Origin of the sequence: Acetivibrio clariflavus DSM 19732 (assembly GCF_000237085.1) — a bacterium.
GTDB lineage: Bacteria > Bacillota > Clostridia > Acetivibrionales > Acetivibrionaceae > Acetivibrio > Acetivibrio clariflavus.
The window spans coordinates 4,844,688-4,864,890 of sequence record NC_016627.1 but is presented as its reverse complement, the minus strand read 5'-3'; the positions used below and the strand labels follow the sequence as shown (position 1 = coordinate 4,864,890).

The 20,203-nt window shown below is 32.2% G+C and carries 15 protein-coding genes; 12 read left to right on the top strand and 3 right to left on the bottom strand.

Annotated elements, in window-relative coordinates; all coding sequences use genetic code 11:
- Positions 1-145: 145 nt before the first annotated feature.
- Positions 146-1,288: a PGAP1-like alpha/beta domain-containing protein gene (locus tag CLOCL_RS20575; protein ID WP_014257130.1), complete on the bottom strand. Its 1,143-nt coding sequence runs from the start codon at positions 1,286-1,288 to the stop codon at positions 146-148.
- A gap of 370 nt (positions 1,289-1,658) precedes the next feature.
- Between CLOCL_RS20575 and CLOCL_RS20570 the strand changes: the two genes are divergently transcribed.
- Positions 1,659-2,078: a CBS domain-containing protein gene (locus tag CLOCL_RS20570; RefSeq protein WP_014257129.1), complete on the top strand. Its 420-nt coding sequence runs from the start codon at positions 1,659-1,661 to the stop codon at positions 2,076-2,078.
- A gap of 91 nt (positions 2,079-2,169) precedes the next feature.
- Here CLOCL_RS20570 and CLOCL_RS20565 read toward each other — a convergent pair whose 3' ends face one another.
- Both CLOCL_RS20565 and CLOCL_RS20560 read right to left on the bottom strand, forming a co-directional pair.
- Positions 2,170-2,622 carry a hypothetical protein gene (locus CLOCL_RS20565; RefSeq protein WP_014257128.1) on the bottom strand — a complete coding sequence of 151 codons (453 nt, stop codon included), beginning with the start codon at positions 2,620-2,622 and terminating at the stop codon, positions 2,170-2,172.
- A 32-nt stretch (positions 2,623-2,654) separates the two neighbouring features.
- The gene (locus tag CLOCL_RS20560; protein ID WP_014257127.1) at positions 2,655-3,098 is read right to left on the bottom strand and encodes a cell wall hydrolase; all 444 of its coding nucleotides are present in this window, start codon (positions 3,096-3,098) and stop codon (positions 2,655-2,657) included.
- Positions 3,099-3,296: 198 nt separating this feature from the next.
- Here CLOCL_RS20560 and CLOCL_RS20555 point away from each other — a divergent pair, with 198 nt between their 5' ends.
- The 11 genes from CLOCL_RS20555 to CLOCL_RS20505 all read left to right on the top strand — a co-directional run bounded on the left by CLOCL_RS20555 (position 3,297) and on the right by CLOCL_RS20505 (position 20,203).
- Positions 3,297-3,473 carry a small, acid-soluble spore protein, alpha/beta type gene (locus CLOCL_RS20555; protein WP_014257126.1) on the top strand — a complete coding sequence of 59 codons (177 nt, stop codon included), beginning with the start codon at positions 3,297-3,299 and terminating at the stop codon, positions 3,471-3,473.
- Between the two features lie 502 nt (positions 3,474-3,975).
- Complete coding sequence (locus CLOCL_RS20550; protein WP_014257125.1) at positions 3,976-7,131, top strand: Ig-like domain-containing protein; 3,156 nt, start codon at positions 3,976-3,978, stop codon at positions 7,129-7,131.
- A gap of 135 nt (positions 7,132-7,266) precedes the next feature.
- Positions 7,267-10,383 carry an Ig-like domain-containing protein gene (locus CLOCL_RS20545; RefSeq protein ID WP_014257124.1) on the top strand — a complete coding sequence of 1,039 codons (3,117 nt, stop codon included), beginning with the start codon at positions 7,267-7,269 and terminating at the stop codon, positions 10,381-10,383.
- 183 nt (positions 10,384-10,566) lie between these two features.
- The gene (locus CLOCL_RS20540) at positions 10,567-11,838 is read left to right on the top strand and encodes a GumC family protein (protein WP_014257123.1); all 1,272 of its coding nucleotides are present in this window, start codon (positions 10,567-10,569) and stop codon (positions 11,836-11,838) included.
- Between the two features lie 37 nt (positions 11,839-11,875).
- The gene (locus CLOCL_RS20535) at positions 11,876-12,391 is read left to right on the top strand and encodes a winged helix-turn-helix transcriptional regulator (RefSeq protein ID WP_014257122.1); all 516 of its coding nucleotides are present in this window, start codon (positions 11,876-11,878) and stop codon (positions 12,389-12,391) included.
- A gap of 33 nt (positions 12,392-12,424) precedes the next feature.
- Complete coding sequence (locus tag CLOCL_RS20530; protein WP_041715320.1) at positions 12,425-15,556, top strand: O-antigen ligase family protein; 3,132 nt, start codon at positions 12,425-12,427, stop codon at positions 15,554-15,556.
- A gap of 56 nt (positions 15,557-15,612) precedes the next feature.
- Positions 15,613-16,254 carry a sugar transferase gene (locus tag CLOCL_RS20525; RefSeq protein ID WP_014257120.1) on the top strand — a complete coding sequence of 214 codons (642 nt, stop codon included), beginning with the start codon at positions 15,613-15,615 and terminating at the stop codon, positions 16,252-16,254.
- Entirely contained in the window at positions 16,251-17,078 is an 828-nt protein-coding gene (locus CLOCL_RS20520; protein ID WP_014257119.1) for an NAD-dependent epimerase/dehydratase family protein, read from the top strand. The genes CLOCL_RS20525 and CLOCL_RS20520 overlap by 4 nt, the downstream gene beginning before the upstream one ends.
- An 11-nt stretch (positions 17,079-17,089) precedes the next feature.
- Entirely contained in the window at positions 17,090-18,220 is a 1,131-nt protein-coding gene (locus CLOCL_RS20515) for an NAD-dependent epimerase/dehydratase family protein (RefSeq protein ID WP_014257118.1), read from the top strand.
- The gene (locus CLOCL_RS20510) at positions 18,217-19,221 is read left to right on the top strand and encodes a WaaS/CpsH family glycosyltransferase (RefSeq protein ID WP_014257117.1); all 1,005 of its coding nucleotides are present in this window, start codon (positions 18,217-18,219) and stop codon (positions 19,219-19,221) included. The genes CLOCL_RS20515 and CLOCL_RS20510 overlap by 4 nt, the downstream gene beginning before the upstream one ends.
- Positions 19,222-19,390: 169 nt before the next feature.
- On the top strand, positions 19,391-20,203 hold the full coding sequence (locus CLOCL_RS20505) for a glycosyltransferase family 2 protein (protein WP_014257116.1): 813 nt from the start codon (positions 19,391-19,393) through the stop codon (positions 20,201-20,203).

Below are 20,203 nucleotides of genomic sequence, written 5' to 3'. Positions count from 1 at the left end.
CTTAGCTTTTATTATTATTAATCCTTGCCAAGAAGGAGAACATTCAATCATCTATACACAAATTTTTTTACATCCTCAATCCAAAATCGCCTATTAATATGGTTATATGGTTATGTTTAATTTTTCAACTAATATTGGAAAGAACCTAATTCACTACTTCAGCAGGATAACTCAAATTGCTGTTCAACATTTCCAAAATCCTTTGAAAGACTTTGGTGTTATTCAAAATTCCTTTATGGTTTGGAGCATTCAATAAATCACCGCTTAATATGCTATCTACAGTAAAACTACTTTCTCCAATAATAAACGTCTCAGTGCTTATCTTCCATTCCTCAAGACTTGAACTTTCTTCGGTTACAACCTCGTCATACTGGCTTGCAATATTGGCAACTTGTATTGAAGTATTAAGTCCCTTATTTATTGCCGATTCAAAAACATTTGTAAATAGATCACTGTCCGGGGCAAGGTCTTTAACAGATTGATCATTATAAAAAGTTTGCCCTAAAGTTGCAATATACGAGCCTTTATGAGGTACAGAAGTAAATATAATTTTATTTACATCTTCATTTTTCAGATAATTTTCGCTGGTGGTATAATACCTTGCAACTAAGCCTCCCATGCTGTGTGTAATTAATGTAAATTTATTAACTAAAATTCCTTTGCTCATATATTCCTGCTTTTTTTGAAATAAGTAATTTTCTAGGACTCTGGCACCTTGGATGACTCCTGCTTTTGTATCATAATCCATGATACTGCATTCAAATCTATTTTCTGTTAAAAATTCAGCTAAATTGGCATATACTTCAGCAGATTCCTGAAAACCATATATCATAACAACAGGAGTTGGAATAAGCTTAATTTCAATGGAAGAAGACTTGGCTGAGTTTTTCATCTGGGCTGTTATTTTAACTGTAGGAGTTGATTTTGAAGATTCCAGTTCAAAGAAATTTGGTGGCGTATATGAAAAAAGGAACTCTCCAAAATCATTTGTTGTTCCTGTTTCAGAAGAAAGTTTACCAATACCGTTTTCAATAAAAATTTTTACAGGCGCATTTTTCATAGGCTTACCTTCGGAACTTTTTACACTGGCTTTTAAAACAAATCTATTGGAGGATTCGGCGCAAATAGCTTGTATAGGACCATTTACGGCTGAAACGTTTAATACTAGATTTTCTTTGTTATAAATAAAATAATAGACATAATTTGATATAGGTTTTAAGAAAAATAACAAAAATAGAATCAGTGCAAAGAAAACTGATGTAAGTAAAAGTTTTAGATTATGCTGCATAAAATTCCGCCCTCTAACATCTAATATTATCAAATTAATATATAGTATTCATAAAATTTATTGTTAATAAAAATGAAAGCCAATATTAAGCTTAAATTATGAACATCTAATAGGTTCAGTATATAACAAGTTTTACATAAAATAAAGAATATTATTTTATAGAAGCATCTTAATAATAATTAATAAAATAGGAAACTATTTAATTTAATTATATCATTTTTTTAAAACATACAAGTAAAAGTAATATAAATTTAAAATAACAAATTTATACTTACAAGGATCATCCTTATCTTATTAACATTATATTCAGCGTTTATCAGAATAATAAATGTAGATAATATTATTGAATCAAAACAAAGGGGGCGATTTCATGAAAGTAAGAGATAAAATGACCAAGAATGTTGAATATGTAAAACCAACCAATACAGTTGTAGAAGCAGCACAGGTTATGCAGAAGCTGAATGTAGGATCGGTTCCTGTATTTGATCAGAATAAAGTGGTTGGTATGGTTACCGACAGAGATATAGTTGTAAGAAATGTTGCTCATGGTAAAAGTCCGCAAGATACAAAAGTCCAGGATGTTATGACAAGTCAGGTTACAACGGTAACTCCTGATATGGAAGTTGAAGAAGTATCAAAAATTATGGCACAGCAGCAAATAAGAAGAGTTCCTGTCGTTGAAAACAATCAGTTGGTAGGAATATTATCATTAGGAGACATAGCAACAGATTATAGATTCGATACCGAAGCATCGGAAGCATTATCCGAAATTTCTAAAACCAAAAAATAGATTTGAAGAAAATGATAAGCTAAAATAAAATTTAGCAGCGGAGTTGCTGAAATAAAATCAGCAAAGTCCGCTGCACTTTTGTTTAAACATTTTAATAATAAAATTTCACAAACTTTATTGAATACATATCACATAAAATCAAATCATCGGTTTCCGCTTCACGTAATATAATGTAACTGGCACCGACATCTATTAATGTTCCTTCTCTGTCAACAAATATATTGGTTCCGATTAAAAACTCTACTTTTACCTTTCTGCCGATTTGGGTTCTTAAATAACCTTGAGTATATGAAGTATTTAGGACTGTCTCAGGAATTACTCCATCGCTAGTTATTGGTACTTGCGGTACTGCGGTTGAAGGAGTTTGCTGAACGGGCATCGGAGTGCTATACGCAGGACCGGTAGGAATGCCAGTTGGCATTTGGGCAACGGATTGCACAGAAGGTGTGTAAGGTGTAGATGCCGTACCTGTGCAATTTAAGCAGGGAGATGTATAACCATCCATTTGCCTAAAAAAAGAATTTTTATTTGAGAAATTTAACATAATAGACCTCCTGTTTATATGTTATAAATAATCTATGTTTGTGCGTATAAGGGCGTAGGAGCATAGAAACAATGCTGATTCACTCTTGTTATAAATCTACCTGTACCGGATGGAGGAAATATTTGGCTACAAGTTGGGCTAAAGGGATTATAATACCAAAGACATTCGCCCAGTCCGGGAAGTTTATTTCCGGATAATGCCCAGTCTGCAACTTCATAATGAATTTCCTCAGGTGGACAAGACCAAATGGTTTGAGGATTTACTTCGCCGTAAACCGTATCCATGACACATGTAAATTGACGTGGCTGAAATATAACCCTGCGGAGGTCACCTTGCCCGTATTTTAAGTACTCTCCATAAGAGACATGAACTCGATTCATGACAACTGTTGCAACCGCTCTCATACCGTCTAAACCTTCGCCGCCTGCTTCGCATTTAATTAATCTTGCCAAAAGCTCTCTTGCGGAAAAAGACATTTGCTGTCACCTTTCTTTCAAAAAATAAGGTTAATGTATTATATTAACATAAATTTAAAAATGAAACCTAAATTTAAGTAATTTTTAATTGTAATCTAAAAATTTCATGAAATTTAATTATAAAAGATGCAAATAATATGAAGGAACGCAAATTATTATATAAGTAGATTTCTACTTATATATAAGGAGGCATGAAATATGGGTAGACGCGGTGGTATAATGTCCGAAACTCTAAAAGCTGAAATAGCAAAAGAGCTAGGAGTATACGACATCGTTAAGAACGAAGGCTGGGGTTCTGTTTCATCAAGAGATTGCGGAAATATTGTAAAAAAAGCAATCGAAATAGCAGAAAGGAATCTCAGCAATAGCCAGTAAGTAATGCCTTAATGCGTGACAAAAGCCGGTTAAATCCGGCTTTTAATATATTTTGGACGAATTAAAATGTTATCAATTTGAAAAACATTTTATAAAATCCTCAATGAGACAGTGATATGATGATTATATTTTTGCAACAAAAAAGATTATAAATGTAAGGTAAAATAATTATCCAAATTGATTTTTTATGTTCTATAAAGTATAATAAATATAAAGTGCAAATTATATTGTATCATAATAATTTGCGAGATACGCTTTAAATTAGTAGTATTTCAGTTTGTTTCAATTCTATTACAATTTCTTTACACTTAAATTCTAAATGTTGACTCACCAAAAAGCCGATGATATAATAAGTTGTGAATTCAAGATAGGTTAAGTGCGCCGGTCTTGAGCAAAAAGCAATATAAGTCAGGTTAAAAAACAAAGGGATAAGGCGTAGCCTGGCTTTCAGTTTTAAGCCTGCTTCCCAAAAAAAACAACAATACAAGGAGGATTTGAGAGTATGAAGAATCTCAAAAAGGTTTTGGCGTCATTATTAGTAGTTGCTTTAATGGCGTCTATGGCTATAGTGCCAGCATTCGCTGCATCACTTAGCTACGAAAAAGAAGCAGAACAACTTTATCAAGTTGGACTGTACAAAGGTATTAGTACAGACCCTAACAATCCTAATTTGGATTTAGAATCACTTCTTGACAGACAAACTGGTGTTGTTATGCTTCTCAGATTGTTTGGTCAAGAAGAAGAAGCAGAATTGCTTTCATATGAGCAAGCAGATGCATTACTTGCTAAATTCACAGATGCTGGAACAATAGCAGACTGGGCTAAAAGGCAAGTAGCTTATGCTGTTGAAAAGGGTGTTGTAAAAGGTTATGAAGATTCAACATTCAGACCAACAGCTGGTTTGAATGGTAAAGCTTATGCTTCATTACTTCTCCAACAGTTAGGTTACGACGGAGAGTTCGATTACCATCAGGCAGCAATCAAATTGAGCCAAGTTGGTGGTTTGACAGCTTCTCAAGCTACAGTATTCAACAGTGATGCTCAGTTAAATAAAGATGCTTTGGTTGGTATGTCCTATGGAGCATTACAAGCTAAATTTAAAGCAGATGGAAAGAAACTTATTAAGTTCTTAATTGAAAGCGGAGTTGTAGAAGAAGAAAAAGTTAAGGAAGCTGGAATTCCTTATGCTGATATAGTATCAGTAGCAGAAATTCCTGACATTACAGTAGATATCGGAGCTACTCCTGAACTTCCAGCTACTGTTACAGCAACTTACGACAATGGAACTACAGCTGAAGTGGCAGTTACTTGGCCAACAGTTGATACTTCAGTTGCTGGTGAACAAGTAATCACTGGTACAATAGCTGATACTGATGTAACAGCTAAAGTTAAAGTTATCGTTGTACCTGCTGAATTAAAAGTTGAAGGTAAAGCTTCCGGAAACCTTGTTGAGTTAGTTCTTAACTTCAACAGACCTGTTCCAGATGAAGATGAAGCAAAAGATGTTTCTAACTACAAAGTTAAGAAGTATACAGTTAAAAATGCTAGTCTTTCAGAAGACAAAACAACTGTAACATTGCTTCTTGCTTCACCAGTAGCTCAACAGTCCGATGTTACTGTTACAGTTGCTAAAGAAGTTGGTTTTGATGAAGATGTTGAATTGACAATTAAGAATGTAAAAGATACTGCAGCTCCTGAAGTTGTTTCAGTAGAAGCAGTAGGTAACGGACTTGTAAAAGTTACATTCAGTGAGCCAGTTAAGAATGCAACTTCTATTGCAAACTTCTTGGTAGATGGTAAAATAATAACTTCTTCACAACCTACTTTGACATCTGATGAAAAGACAGTAAACTTCAAGTTGACAAAACGTTTAACTCCTGGTGAACACAAACTTGTTGTAAAGAACAAAGTAGTTGACTATGCCGGATTTGCTATTGAAGATAATGAAACTGAGTTTACTGTTGTAGAAGATACTACACCTCCAACAGGTGAAATTGTATCAGCTACTCAGACAAAAGTTGTTATCAAATTCAGCGAACCAGTTGAAGAACCAGATGAAGATGATGTAGATACTAATACAAGTGCTGAAATTATTAAAGCTGAACTTGATGATGATGACATGACATATACAATCGAGTTCGACGTTGAAAAAGCATTACCAACAGCTGGTGGTAAGATAACTATTAAAAATCTTACAGACTACAGCGGAAACAAAGTTAACTTTGAAATCGCTGTTTCACCAACTTATGATGTTGAAAGACCTGAATTTGTTGGTTATACAGTAGATGACAAACAAGTTAAGATTATACTTGAGTTCAATGAAGAAGTATTTGAAGATAAAGGAGAGTTTACTCTCGTAGATGAAGATGATGATGAAATTGCATTAAAAGCTCCTGTTTACTATGTAAATGACAACGGTAAGACTATAAAGAGCAAGCTTGTTCTTACTAGAGCTGACAATTCAGCATTTGATTCAGGAAAATATAAATTAACAATTGAAGATGTAACAGACTTGAATCCATTAAAGAATACTATAATCAAGACAACAGTTGATATTACTGTAGATGACCAAAAAGCACCAAATGTTAAATATGTATACATTAAGAGCTCAGATAATGCCCTTTATGTAGAATTTAACGAAGAAGTAGATGAAGCTACAGCAACAGACTATGATAATTATGCTTATATGTTAAATACTGCTAATGCAACATTTAATGATCTTGATAAAGATGTTGCTGACTTAGAATTGTTGTCTGATGGAAAGACTGTACGCATTGAATTTGAAACAACTGGTGACGATGCAGTAGACGTTGATGATATAGCTCGTTTACAAGTAACATCAGTTGCTGACACAGCTGGAAATGAAATGAAAGCACAAGCTATTGATAGCAGTGCCTTTAGACTAGTAACTGATGCTCTTGTTCCAAAAATTGATAGTGCAGCTGTAACTGATAAAAATACAATAGTAGTTAAACTTACTACTGGTTCATCAATAAATGACAGAACATTGAATCCTGGCGACTTCATATTGACAGCAGGTCAAGATGATAAAGGTAAAGATATCGTGATTACAGCTTGGGATGCTGAATACGATTCAGATGATAACGAAATAACATTAACAGTTGATAAAGACATCAGTGCTGATGCAACATATAAAGGAAATGCTATAAAATTGAAGCTTGCAAACGATGTAGAAACAGTAAATGCATTTGACCAGGCATTAGAAATAGATGGTGCTACTATCTTAACTGTAGCTGATGAATATGCTCCTACAGCAGCAGATTCAGTTGCATCCGCTGTATATACTTCAGGTGTAGGTACTGAAGTGTTCATCGAATTGTCTGAAAACTTAAATCTTGCAGGTGCTGTAGATTCTAATGGTAAGATTACTGATGCAGATTATCTCACACAGTTCAGAATAAAAGCTGACAGTAAGATTGTTGCAGCAGATATCTACTACTTCGATGCAGCTTCAACAGACAATAAGTCAACTGATGTTGATGAAACTAAAGCAAGATTCAAAGTTGTAATAGCTGGTAACTACAAAGGTAAGACTGTTCAAGTATTATATATGGAAGCAACCGGCAAGACAATTAAAGATACTAGCGTTAAAGGTAATGCACTTAAGGACTTTGATTTAAGTAAAAAAGTAAAATAATAATCAAAGTTGCTGAATTAAAGACTGGTAGGAGTTAATCTCCTGCCAGTTTTTTAATATAATTTGTTTACTTACCTTTACATATAAAGTCTGATATATCCAGAAAATACAAAAAAGGAAGGAAGGCTGGATAGAATGAAAATATTTAAGAAAATTCTAGGAATGATAGTTGCCGCCTCCATAATTTCATCCATTGTTTATACACCGGCTTTAGCCAATACATATATCTATGAAAAGGAAGCCAATATATTGTATAAACTTGACTTATACAAAGGGATAAATGAAACATGGTTTGATCCCGATTTAGGAACATCATTGGATAGACAAACTGGAGTTGTTATGCTTCTTAGAATTTTTGGGCAAGAGGAAGAGGCAAAGTCACTTACATATGAAAAAGCAAATGCCATATTGTCAAAATTTAAAGATGCTAACAAAATTGCTGATTGGTCAAAAAGACAAGTGGCTTATGCGGTTGAAAAAGGTTATGTAAAAGGTTATTCTGAGGACTCAACCTTCAGACCTAATGTTGGACTTAACGGAAAAGCGTATTGTTCATTAATTCTTCAACAGTTGGGTTATGATGGTGATTTCCAATATGACAAAGCAGCAACAAAGTTAAGCGAAGTCGGAGGACTTACAACTATACAAGCAAACTTGTTTAACAGTGATGCGATCTTAATAAAAGATTCGTTGGTTGGTATTTCCTATGGTGCATTACAGGCAAAATATAAGGCAGATGGTGAAAGATTAATAAAAAAACTGGTTGAAAAGGGAATTGTATCAGCAGAAAAGGCTAAAGAAGTAGGACTTTGGTATGCAGAGATAATATCAGTGGAAGAAATTGAAGATGTTGTAGTAAATGCAGGAGTTGCTCCTAAATTGCCGAAATCCGTTGAAGTTGAATACGATGACGGAACTAAAGAAACTGTAAGTGTTAGCTGGCCATACGTTGATACATCAAAGGTTGGTGAACAGACAGTTTACGGTGAAATAAGCGGAACATCAATCAAGGCTAAAGTAAAGGTAATTGTTGTTCCTGATAAATTAAGTGTTAAGGCAGTTTCATCAGGCAACCTTAAAGAGATAATTATTGAATTCAGCAAACCTGTTGAGAACGAGGATGAGGCTACCAATAAGGGTAACTATGATGTGGAAGGCAACAGTGTTATAAATGCAGAACTTTCTGACGACAAAATGACAGTAACCCTTCTTCTAAAAAATGCCCTTAAACAGCAATCGGATGTTGAAGTTATTGTTGACAAAAAGGTAGGACTTGAAGAAGATGCGGAATTAAGAATAGATAATATAAAGGATGTTACAACACCTGAAATTGTTGATGTTACATCAGTGGGAAATGGCCTTGTGAAAGTAACCTTTAGTGAGCCGGTACAGAACGCTACAACAGCTTCAAACTATACAATTGACGGAAAACTTTTCGGTTCTTCACAAACAACATTATCAAGTAACGGAAAAACAGTGAGCTTTTATTTGGTAAGGCGTCTATCGTCCGGTTCCCATAAACTAGCTGTTAAGAATAAGGTCAGTGATTATGCCGGTTATATCGTTGAAGATAATGAAGTGACATTTACTGTTGAAAAGGATGACAAAGCACCTACAGCAAAAATAAAAAGTGCTACTCAGACTAAAGTGGTTATTGTCTTCAGCGAAGAAATAGAAATACCTGATGAAGAAAATATAATTACAGATACAAAGGCAACAATTGAGAAAATTGAACTGGCTGATGACAATAAAACTTTAACAATATATTTTGATATAGATAATGCTCTACCGGCTGCCGGAGGCAAAATAATTATTGAAGATGTTACTGATTTCAGTGGAAATTCAACCGATATCAAACTCACTGTAACACCGGATTATGATGTTACAAGGCCGGAGTATGTAGGTTATGTTATTAAGAACCAAAAAGAAATTGTATTGGAATTCTCAGAAGAAGTATTCTCCAAATATGGTGAGTTTGAGCTTAAAGACAGTGATGAAGATACTATACCTTTATCCGATCCGACGTATTATACTGAAGATGGTGAATATATAAAGAGTAAACTTGTGCTTAAAAGAGCTGATGGTTTGGAATTTGAATCAGGAAATTATGAACTGACAATCAGCGGAGTTACAGACTTAAATCCTTTGAAAAACGTAATGATTGAAAAAACGGTAAAGATTACTGTTGACGACAAAACGCCTCCTTCGGTGTCAGATGTTTATATTAATAAGGAGGACAATAAGTTATATATAAAGTTCAATGAAGATGTAGATGAGAGATCTGCAACTGACTATTCCAATTATTTGTGTACTGTTAACGGAATAGCCTGGAGAATTAACAAACGATCAGCAAAAATCGAATTATTATCTGATGAGCAAACGGTGTGCATTACTTTTTCATCGGACAAAAATGATTACGATGAAGAAGTTATATTGGTAGAAAAAATATCGCGTGTACAGGTCGAAGCAGTTAGAGATAAAAAGGGAAATGAAATGTCAGCGGTAAGTATTTCAAGTAAAGATTTTAAATCTGACAATACCACAGCACCGAAGATCATTTCTGCTGCTGCAACCGATAAAAATACAATAGTGGTAAAAATTAAAGGATCAATAAATGCCAATACATTAGAACCGGATGATTTTTATATAACAGCAGGCAAAGATAAATATGGCAATGATATAGTAATAACAGCCTGGGATGCGGTATATGATGCTGATAACAACGAAATTATATTAACTGTAAATGCCGATATTGAATCAGATGGTACTTTTAACGGGAAATCAATATATCTGGACCTGGAAGATGAAGATGATATAGATACGGTTAATATATTCAATCAAAAATTAAGTATATCTTCTTCGATAAAAGTAACTGAAGATTTTAAACCCGTTGCAAAGTCAATAGATTCAGCCTACTATGAAAAAAATGTCGGCACGATTGTTTATGTAAGATTATCGGAGAACTTAAAACTTATCCATGGAGAACAGCTAAATGCAAACGACTCATCTCAATTCAGGATCAAAGTTAACGGTAAAACAGTTGATGCCAAAATATATTACTATAATGCAGAAAGCAAAGACGATAAAGACACGGATGTAGATGAAACTTATGCAAGGTTTAAAATTGTAATTGAAGGAAATCACAGAGGAGATAAAGTCCAAGTAATATTCTATAGAGCAACTAAAGCCACAATAGTAGATGCTTCGGGTAATGCGCTTGATGATTTTAATTTCACTGAAACAGTTGATTAATAAAAAGCTGGTGGAGGTTCTATCCACCAGCTTTTTAACATCCATGATAAAAATAGCAGTGATAGTAATATTTCTAATTGACATAGGCTAATTAATTATATACAATTAACATGTTCACATTATGAACAATGTCGTAAGAACTCAGTACTGTTTTACAATATAAAAGTTATATGGGGGTAAATTATGGAGGAAATAAGCTTCGTAGAAGTTATTCGCATTATGCTAAAATGGAAGTGGATAATATCGATAATTACAGCTACCTGTTTTGTATTAAGCGCTGTTGTAGCATTTTTTATATTACCGCCAGTTTATGAGTCACAAACTATGCTTATGATATCTCCTATTAGTAATGCAACAGCAAAAGAGGCGGGTAATGATTTTAGTGATTTGGTTTCGGCTTTATCGCAATATCCTCAGATGACAATAGATACTTACAGAGAGCAGGTGAAAGCACCAGCTATATTACAATATTTGAGGAAAGAGCTCGGAATGGAAAATCAGCCTTTAAACAGTATTGCAAATAAAATAACTGTTAAAGCAATTGATAAAACGAATCTGATAACTATAAGTGTCAGAGATAGAGATCCTGTTCAGGCAGCAAAAATTGCAAATTTGGTAAGTAACAGGTTTACTGAATTTGTCACAGAGACAAATAAAAAGCAGGCTGAAAGCTCAGCTAAATTTATAAAAGAGCAAATGGAAGAAGAAAAAAAGAATATGGAGGAAGCTTCCAAAAAACTTGAAGAATTCTTGTCTAAACCAAGAGGACCACAGGAGTTAAAGTTAGAATTGGAAGGTAAGCTTCAAAAAATTACAGAATATAAAACTACAGCATCACAGATAAAAGTTGATTTGTCTGCAGCTAAATCAGCTTTAGCTCATGGACAGAGTATTTTAAAAAGTACATCTAAAACGATTATTACTAACAAAACTTTAATTAATGATGAATTGCTAAGTGGAATTATAAAAGATAAAACGGGCATACAAACGGCAGACATTGCTAAGTTAAAGTTAAGTGATGAGCAAATAAATGATGTATATGTTGCGCTGGCAGAATCAGTTCATGAACTTGAACTTGAAGTGGCTTCTCTAACAGCACAAAGTGATGCTTTGGAGAATGAAATTAACACACTGCAAAAAGAAATTGAAAACTTGCAATCGGAGCTTGCTATCAAACAGCAGGAGTATGACCTTTTGCAGCATGAATTGGAACTTGATAAACAAACCTATGATGCTTATCAGGCTAAATATAAGGAAGCTATGATAAAGGAATCTGCTAAGATAGGTGAATCAAGTATAGTTGTTGTATCAGAAGCTGTGGAACCAGTAAAACCTGTTGCACCGAAAAAGTCTTTGGTGGTTATTATAAGTTCAATGATTGGCTTTATGATCAGTGTTTGTTTTGTATTTATTAGGGAATACTGGGAACAAAGTAGGAAATTGTTATATCAATGATTATATTGTAGATTTATATTAAGGGGTAAATAGAGTAATGGATAAACAATTACTTTTATTGAGAGAATTGCACTTAAACCCTGTAACTACACAACGTAACATTGCAAAAGCAGTTGGATTATCTTTAGGTAGTGTAAATGAACTTATTAAGCAAATGGTAAACATGGGTATTCTAAAAATTGAGAAAATATCACAAAAAAAAGTAATATATAACTTAACATCCTTGGGAATTACCCAGAGAGCAGAAGGAACCTATAAATATATATCTGAAGCATATGCATTCTTAAATGAATTAAATAAACGTATTGATGATTTATTAAACGGTATTAATGGAAACAATGCGGTGGTTTTATTTGGAAAAAATGATGGATTATGTGATATAATCAAAACTAGACTTGATTTTAATGGTATACAATACATTATAACAAATAGTTTTGAAGAGATAAAATTATTATCCGAAAAAAATAAAATATTAATAATTGTATGGAATCCTGAAAAGGTTGCTTTATTGGATGATAATTATAATTATATTGATTTATTAAGCTATATTTAGCTATATTAAGTAGGGAATTGCGAGGCGAAAATAATGAGTAAAACATCAAAACCTATGAAATCAGTAACTTCTAAAAGCAATATGGGAGATAAAAAATATCTGGATATATTTAAAAAACTATTGTTTATAGGATTATTATTTGTAATATTTTATACACCATATTTAAGAGGGCTTTATTTTGAATCAGAACAGGTTGTTACGGAAATAATAGTTTTTTCAATATTTATACTGTTTTGGATTTATAAATGGCTGAAAAGAGACAGATCATTTATAAAGACTCCGGTAGAATATGCAGCAATAGGATTGGTTCTTGCATATTTCCTTACAATTTTTACAGCAGTAAATCCAAGATTGGCTGTAACAGAATTTTTGAAATATGCAATGTACTTTATGGTTTTCTTGATGATATCAGATTTCATTAAAAATGAAAGAGAAAGAGAATATTTATTGTGGACAATTGTGGCTTCAGCTTTTGGTGTTTGTGTTATTGGAATTGACAGTGCCGCCGGAAGTAAAATTGTAGATTTGCTTAATTCAATATTTGGTGTATTGAATATTAATATTAGTTTTTTTGGTTTATTTGTTGATGGAAGAATACATTCTACAATGCAATATCCAAATGCCTTTGCAGCTTATTTGTTAGCAGTATTTTTTATATCTGTAAGTCTTATGATGACGTCAAAAAAATGGGTTAAATCTATCGCAAGTGCAATAAGTTTTATATTGTTTACAACTTTTATATTTACAATAAGCAGAGGAGCATATATTCTTCTGGTATTAGCGATACCATTTTTCTTGTTACTTCTTCCAAAAGGAAGTAAAGCAAGAGGATTGTACTGCGTGCTGACAATTGGAATAATTTCAGGTGCTTTTTCTATTATTTTAGCAAGATTTATCACTCAATCATCAGCTAATAAGGGTATAATTTGGCCACTAGTTATAATTGGTGTGGTGGTATCGTTTTTTGTAAGGTTTACAGATGATTTTGCAATAAGTTGTATTAATAGAATTAATTTGAAAGTCACTATTATATGTTCAGCAGTTTTAGTTGTTATTGCAGCAGTAGCTTCTGTGAATGTATTAAGTGCTTCGGTTCCGCTGCAGTTGGAACATTCTATAAATGAAAAGGAAGGGTTTAGGGGAAAAACCAGTATAATTAAATTAGAGGGTAATAAGAAGTATAAGCTTGTTTTTAAAGTAGATGCAAAATCTGAAAACAAAAATCCATTTGTTTATAGAGTAGTTTTACAGACGAGAAACAAAGCCGGTATAACGTCGGGCAATGAACCAATTTTGGTAAATAAGCAATATGATGCTACTAATGGGCTTGAAGAAAAAGAAATTGTATTTACAGTTCCTGAAGACAAAGAAATGATTAATTTGTCATTTCAAACCTATTATGGTGGAACTAAAGTATTGATTGACGATGCAAAGATATATGATTACGAGAGTGGCAAAGAAGTAAAAAAATTAGTATTAAAATATAAATATTCTTTTGTAGAGTCAGTGGTTTCTAGATTTAGTAACATTACTTCTGACATAAGCTATAACAGTAGAATTATATTTATAAAAGACGGATTTAAAATATTTAAAGATTGGTGGTTGATTGGTGCTGGCGGAGGGGCGTGGCGTTTACTTAATTTTAAGTATCAGTCCTTCTTATATTGGTCTACTGAAACACATAATTACCCATTACAGGTATTAGTGGAAACAGGTTTAATCGGAATAATAATCCTAATGTTACTATTTGCATCAATAGCTTTCACTTTTGCAAAATTATGCAGGAAAGGTGAATTTGAAAAGGATAATGGATATATTTCCAATGTAGCGGTCTTTACAGCAATAATCTTTTTGATTGCTCATTCAGTTATGGATTTCGATTTTTCATTATCCTCAATATTCTTGTTGGCATGGCAATTGGTAGCAGTTTTAAACTCAGGTGTTCGTCATTATGATTTATCAGTAGAATATGGTTTAAATAAGAACAATAAACAAAAAATAATAAAAAATAATAAATTGCTAAATACCAATATAAAGACTCTCTTTTATAGAGAAATTAATTGCTATCCACTAATTATGATATTAGTATCAATTGCTATTTTATTCTGGCCTATAAAATTTTTGAGAGGACAAGCATATGCTAATGATGCTTTTGAGAATTTTAAAGAAAATAATTTAGATAAAGCTTTATTATTGATGGAAAAGGCAGTAAATACTGATAACTTGAATGCAAAATATGTTACAGGATATATGCCAATTGCTTCAAAACCTGATGTTAGAATAGGATATTTAGATTTATTAATAAGCAAAGCTGAGACAGTGTCGAAATCTTCTGAAAGCAACGGAAATGGAGAAGATAAGTTAGCATTAAATAGTTATATATCAAAAGCAAAGGAATTAATAAAAAGAGTTGAAAGACAAGCTAATTACGATGCCGATCTTGCATTGAATTTGGGAATATTCTATTTAAAAACTACTGATAAAGATAAGGGAATTGAATATATAAATAAATCAGTGGGATTAAAGCCTTTGGTTCCAACTCAATGGCAGTATAAAGCTAATGCACTATATTCACTTGCAATGAACTTTTATCAAAAAGGTGATATAAAAAATGGCTTGGCCTACATTGATAAAATATTAGCAATAATTGATGAAGCTAAAAAGGTAAATGAACAAAACTTATCACCCTTCATGTTTACTATAGAAACACAAAAATATTTAGAAAAAGCTTATTGCATAAAAAATGGCATAATGGATACAGATGACATTGTATTTCAAAGTGTTTTTGGAATGGATATAGATAATAACAATTTTGCAGACCAGTTGGGAGTTAGTGATATTGCTATTGTTGGAAATTATTTAAGTGAGGGCATTTTTCGTGTAAGTAACCAAGATCAAAATTTAGATCCGTATATATATACTAGAACGCTAGACTTTGAGCCTAATAATGTATATAAAATCGAAGTAAAACTTGCAAACAGAGAGAATGTTGAATCTGTACCGTTTTTGATTCCAGGTGTAACTAATAAGATAGGGCAATTGGTTTTGAATGGCGATATTTATTCCGCAGAAGTTTCGGTTGTTGCTACCAGCGAGATTAACAGACTATATATTTATGTAAAGGACAATTATGATATAGAAAGTATAAGAGTAATAAAGAAGTAATAATTGTCACAAACAAAAATTGAATTTTAGTGTGAAAAATTAAGAGGGGGTTAATAATGGTTTATTTAAAAATTAAAAGATTAATGGATATTACATTGTCATTAATTGCTGTTATTGTATTAGCTCCTCTTTTTATAATAATAACTGTAGCTATAAAGATTGATTCCCAAGGTCCTGTTTTTTTTAAACAAAAAAGAGTAGGTATCCATAAAAAACATTTTAATATTTTGAAGTTTAGGACAATGCGTATTGATACACCGAAGGAAACACCAACCCACTTGCTTGAAAATCCAGAACAATGGATAACAAGAGTTGGGAAATTCTTGAGAAAGACTTCATTAGATGAGTTACCTCAGCTTTTCAACATCCTTAAAGGAGAAATGAGTATCATTGGACCAAGACCTGCGCTTTGGAATCAGTATGATCTCATTGAAGAAAGAGATAAATATGGGGCTAATGATGTACCTGTGGGCCTAACCGGTTGGGCACAGGTAAACGGTAGAGATGAGCTATCAATAGAAGAAAAGGCTAAGCTAGATGGAGAGTACGCTAAGAAGATAAGTTTTATAATGGATTTAAAATGTTTCTTTAGGACAATAGTTTCTGTAATACGTTCAGAAGGTGTTATTGAAGGCGGAACCGGAAGAAATATAAAAAAGGATGCTACCATTATCAACAAGGAGACAATGGCAAAATGAAGAAAATACTAATAACTGGTAAGAACAGTTATATTGGTACCTCAGTTGAAAAATGGCTAAGTAATGGTTATATAATAGATACAATTGATATGAAGGATAGCACTTGGAGAAAAAAGGATTTTTCCCCATATGATGTTGTGTTTCATGTTGCAGGTATTGCTCATATTAAGGAAACAAAAAAGAATCGGAATCTTTATTTTGGAGTTAATAGAGACTTAGCATATGAAACGGCTATGAAAGCCAAGAAGGAAGGTGTAAAACAGTTTATCTTTTTAAGTTCGATGAGCGTTTATGGCCTTAATAAAGGCATAATAGATGAGAATACACCGGTTAATCCTAATAGTGCTTATGGACAATCAAAATATGAAGCTGAGAAATTGATCAGACAGTTGGAAGATGAGTCCTTTATTGTTACAATTATTAGACCGCCTATGGTTTACGGGAAGGGATGTAAAGGTAACTACCCGAAATTAGCAGCTTTGGCTTTAAAGACACCTATATTTCCAAGGGTAAATAATAAAAGGAGTATGATTTATATAGATAATTTATCGGAGTTTGTGAAACAGTTAATTGATAACTGTAGTGGGGGAATATTTTTGCCACAGAACGCTGATTATGTAAATACTAGTGAAATGGTTAGGCTGATTGCTGAAGCTCATGGTAAAAAAATTAAAATGACAAAACTTTTAAATCCTGTGTTGAAGTTTATGAATTTAGGCATAGTAAATAAAGTTTTTGGAGATTTAGTATATGAGAAGGATATAAGTTATAATATTGATTTTATATCGTTTGAGGAGTCAATTAAACGCACTGAAAACTCATAGGAGGAAAAAACATGAAAGTATTGATATCAGGTGGGGCTGGATTTATAGGAAGTAATTTGGCTTTGAAGTTGTTTGAAAAAGGATACGATGTGGTTATACTTGACAATTTAAGTAAGCAAATACATGGTGAAAATCCTAACCAATCATTTACCTATAACTTAATAAAAGATAAATTTGAGTTTATTAAAGGTGATGTGACAAATTTTGATGATTGGAGGCGAGCTCTAAAGGATGTGGACATTGTTGTTCACCTTGCAGCGGAAACCGGAACAGGCCAATCTATGTATGAGATAAATAGATATGTTGATGTTAACATTGGTGGTACGGCAAAGTTGATGGAGATTCTTACAAATGAAAAAAATCGGGTCCGGAAAGTTATTGTTGCTTCATCTAGAGCTGTGTATGGTGAAGGTAAATATAAATGCAGTGAACATGGGATCGTGTTTCCTTTATCAAGGAAAGATGAAGATATGAAAAGGGGAGATTTTGAAGTTAAATGTCCAATATGTAGGCAAAATGTAGATATGTTGCCAACTGACGAAGAAGCAAAATTACACCCGGAATCGGTATATGGGTATACAAAACAATCTCAAGAAGAATTGTGTATGATTGTCGGAAGATCTATAAATATTCCTGTTGTTGCTTTTAGATTTCAGAATGTATATGGACCTGGTCAATCTTTAAAAAATCCTTATACAGGTATTCTTTCGATATTTTCGACAAGAATAAAAAATGGTAATGATATAAATATTTTTGAAGATGGTCTTGAATCAAGAGATTTTGTTTATATTGATGATGTAACTGATGCAATAGTTTTAGGTATTGAAAATGACAAGGCAAATTTTGAAGCCTTTAACGTAGGTTCAGGTGAAAAAATTGAAGTTTTATCAATAGCAAAAATATTAAAAGAAAAGTATAATTCAGATGTAAAAATACATGTAACAGGGAATTATAGACTTGGAGATATAAGACATAACCTTGGTGATTTGACAAAAATAAGGAGTTTATTAGGATATGAACCTAAATTTAATTTTGATAAGGGGATAACCAATTTTGTTGATTGGGTTGAAGAACAAGCTATTGAAAAAGATAATTATGAAAATTCTATTGAAGAAATGAAAAGAAAAGGGTTATATAAATGATGATTCTTGAGAAAAAACGAATACTTTTTATTGCGCCATCTTTTTTTGGCTATGAGGAAAAGATTGCAGACAAAATGAGAGAATTGGGTGCTGTAGTGGATTATTTTGATGAAAGGTCTGTAACTAAACCTTTGGAAAAAGCGTTGTTAAAAGTTAATCCACGTATATTTCATAGGAAAACTATTAGATACTACGACAATATAATTAAAAAAATAGCTAACAATAATTATGATTTTATACTTGTAATAAAATGTGAAATGATGCCGAAAGAAACAATTGATAAGTTAAAGGAATTATTTCCGTCTGCAATTTTATGTTTGTACCTATATGATTCGTTGAGAAATATTAAGGGTATTTCATCTAAGCTAAGTAAGTTTGATAGAGTACTATCTTTTGATTTAGAAGATACAGAAAAAAATAAAAATATAATTTTTAGACCGCTATTTTTTATAGATGATTATAAAAAAGATATTTCAAATAAGGATAACAAACTGTATGATATATCGTTTATTGGAACTATTCATTCAGACAGGTATAGAATAATTAGAGAAATAAAATCTCAAGCAGACAAAAAGGGTTATAAATGTTTTTTTTATTGTTATCTCCAAAGTCAGTTTATGTATTATTTTTATAAATTAACAAAGAAGGAATTCCGGGGAGTGAAAAAAAAGGAATTTAAATTTGATAAAATAGGAAGTACTGACATAGCAAAAATTATTGACAATACAAAAGTTGTACTTGATATTCAACATCCTAAACAAACAGGTTTAACAATGAGAACAATTGAAATGATAGGTATGAATAAAAAGCTTATTACAACAAATGAAAGTATAAAAAAATATGATTTTTACAACCCGGATAATATTGCTGTTATAAATAGAAAACATATAGAAATACCACAGGATTTTTATGAAAAACCTTTTAAAAAACTTAATGACAAAGTTTACTATAAATATTCTTTGGAAAAGTGGATTATAGATGTTTTAGGGCTGGAGGACTAAGGTATAAATGATGAGTATTCAGTTTGAGAATAATTATGAAATTTAAATATACTAATCTGCAAAAGTAGTTTTATAAATTGCTAGGCTGATCGGAAGTCTAAATTTATATATAGTTTAGAAAATATGGTGTAAATAATTTTGTTAAATATAGATATTTTGAGGTGCTTTGATGAAAATATCTGTAGTAATTCCAATGTATAACAGTAGAGAGACAATAGTTGATGCTTTGAATTCTATTAAAAATCAAACTGCAATAAATTACATTTGTGAGATTATTGTAGTTAACGATGGCTCTACTGATGATTCACTAGAAATTGTAAAAGAATACGCTCAACAGAATCCGGATTTGACAATAAAAATTTTAAATAAGGCTAATGGGGGAGTTTCGAGTGCAAGGAATAGAGGAATAGAACTTGCAAGTGGTGATTGGATAGCATTGCTTGATTCAGACGATGAATGGCTTCCTAGAAAAATTGAAGTCCAAATTGGTATAATAAGTCAAAGTCCTGAAATAGACTTTTTGGGTGGACCATTTAATGGGGAAGAATTGAGGATATTATGGAAAAAAATTGATACCCTATATAAAGCTTCAGTAAGAGATATTTGCATTAAAAATTTTCCTCAACCATCTACTGTTATTTTTAAGAAAAAAATATATGATGAAATCGGTGGCTTTGACGAAACCCAAAATTATTGTGAGGATGCTAATTATTTTTTAAAAATCTGTAGCAAGTATAACTTATATTATTATCCTGAATTGCTAATCGTTTATGGTAGAGGGAAGCGTGGTTTTGGAGATAGCGGGCTTTCTGCTAATTTATCTGGAATGTATAAGGGAACTGTTAAGAATATTAAGGAATTATTATTTAGAAGAGAGATAGGATATTTTTTCTATATTTTTTTAAGGATTTTTAATTTTATTAAATATATAAGAAGAATTTTGATTGTTAAATATTATAAATACTTTAGATTCGGGGATTAA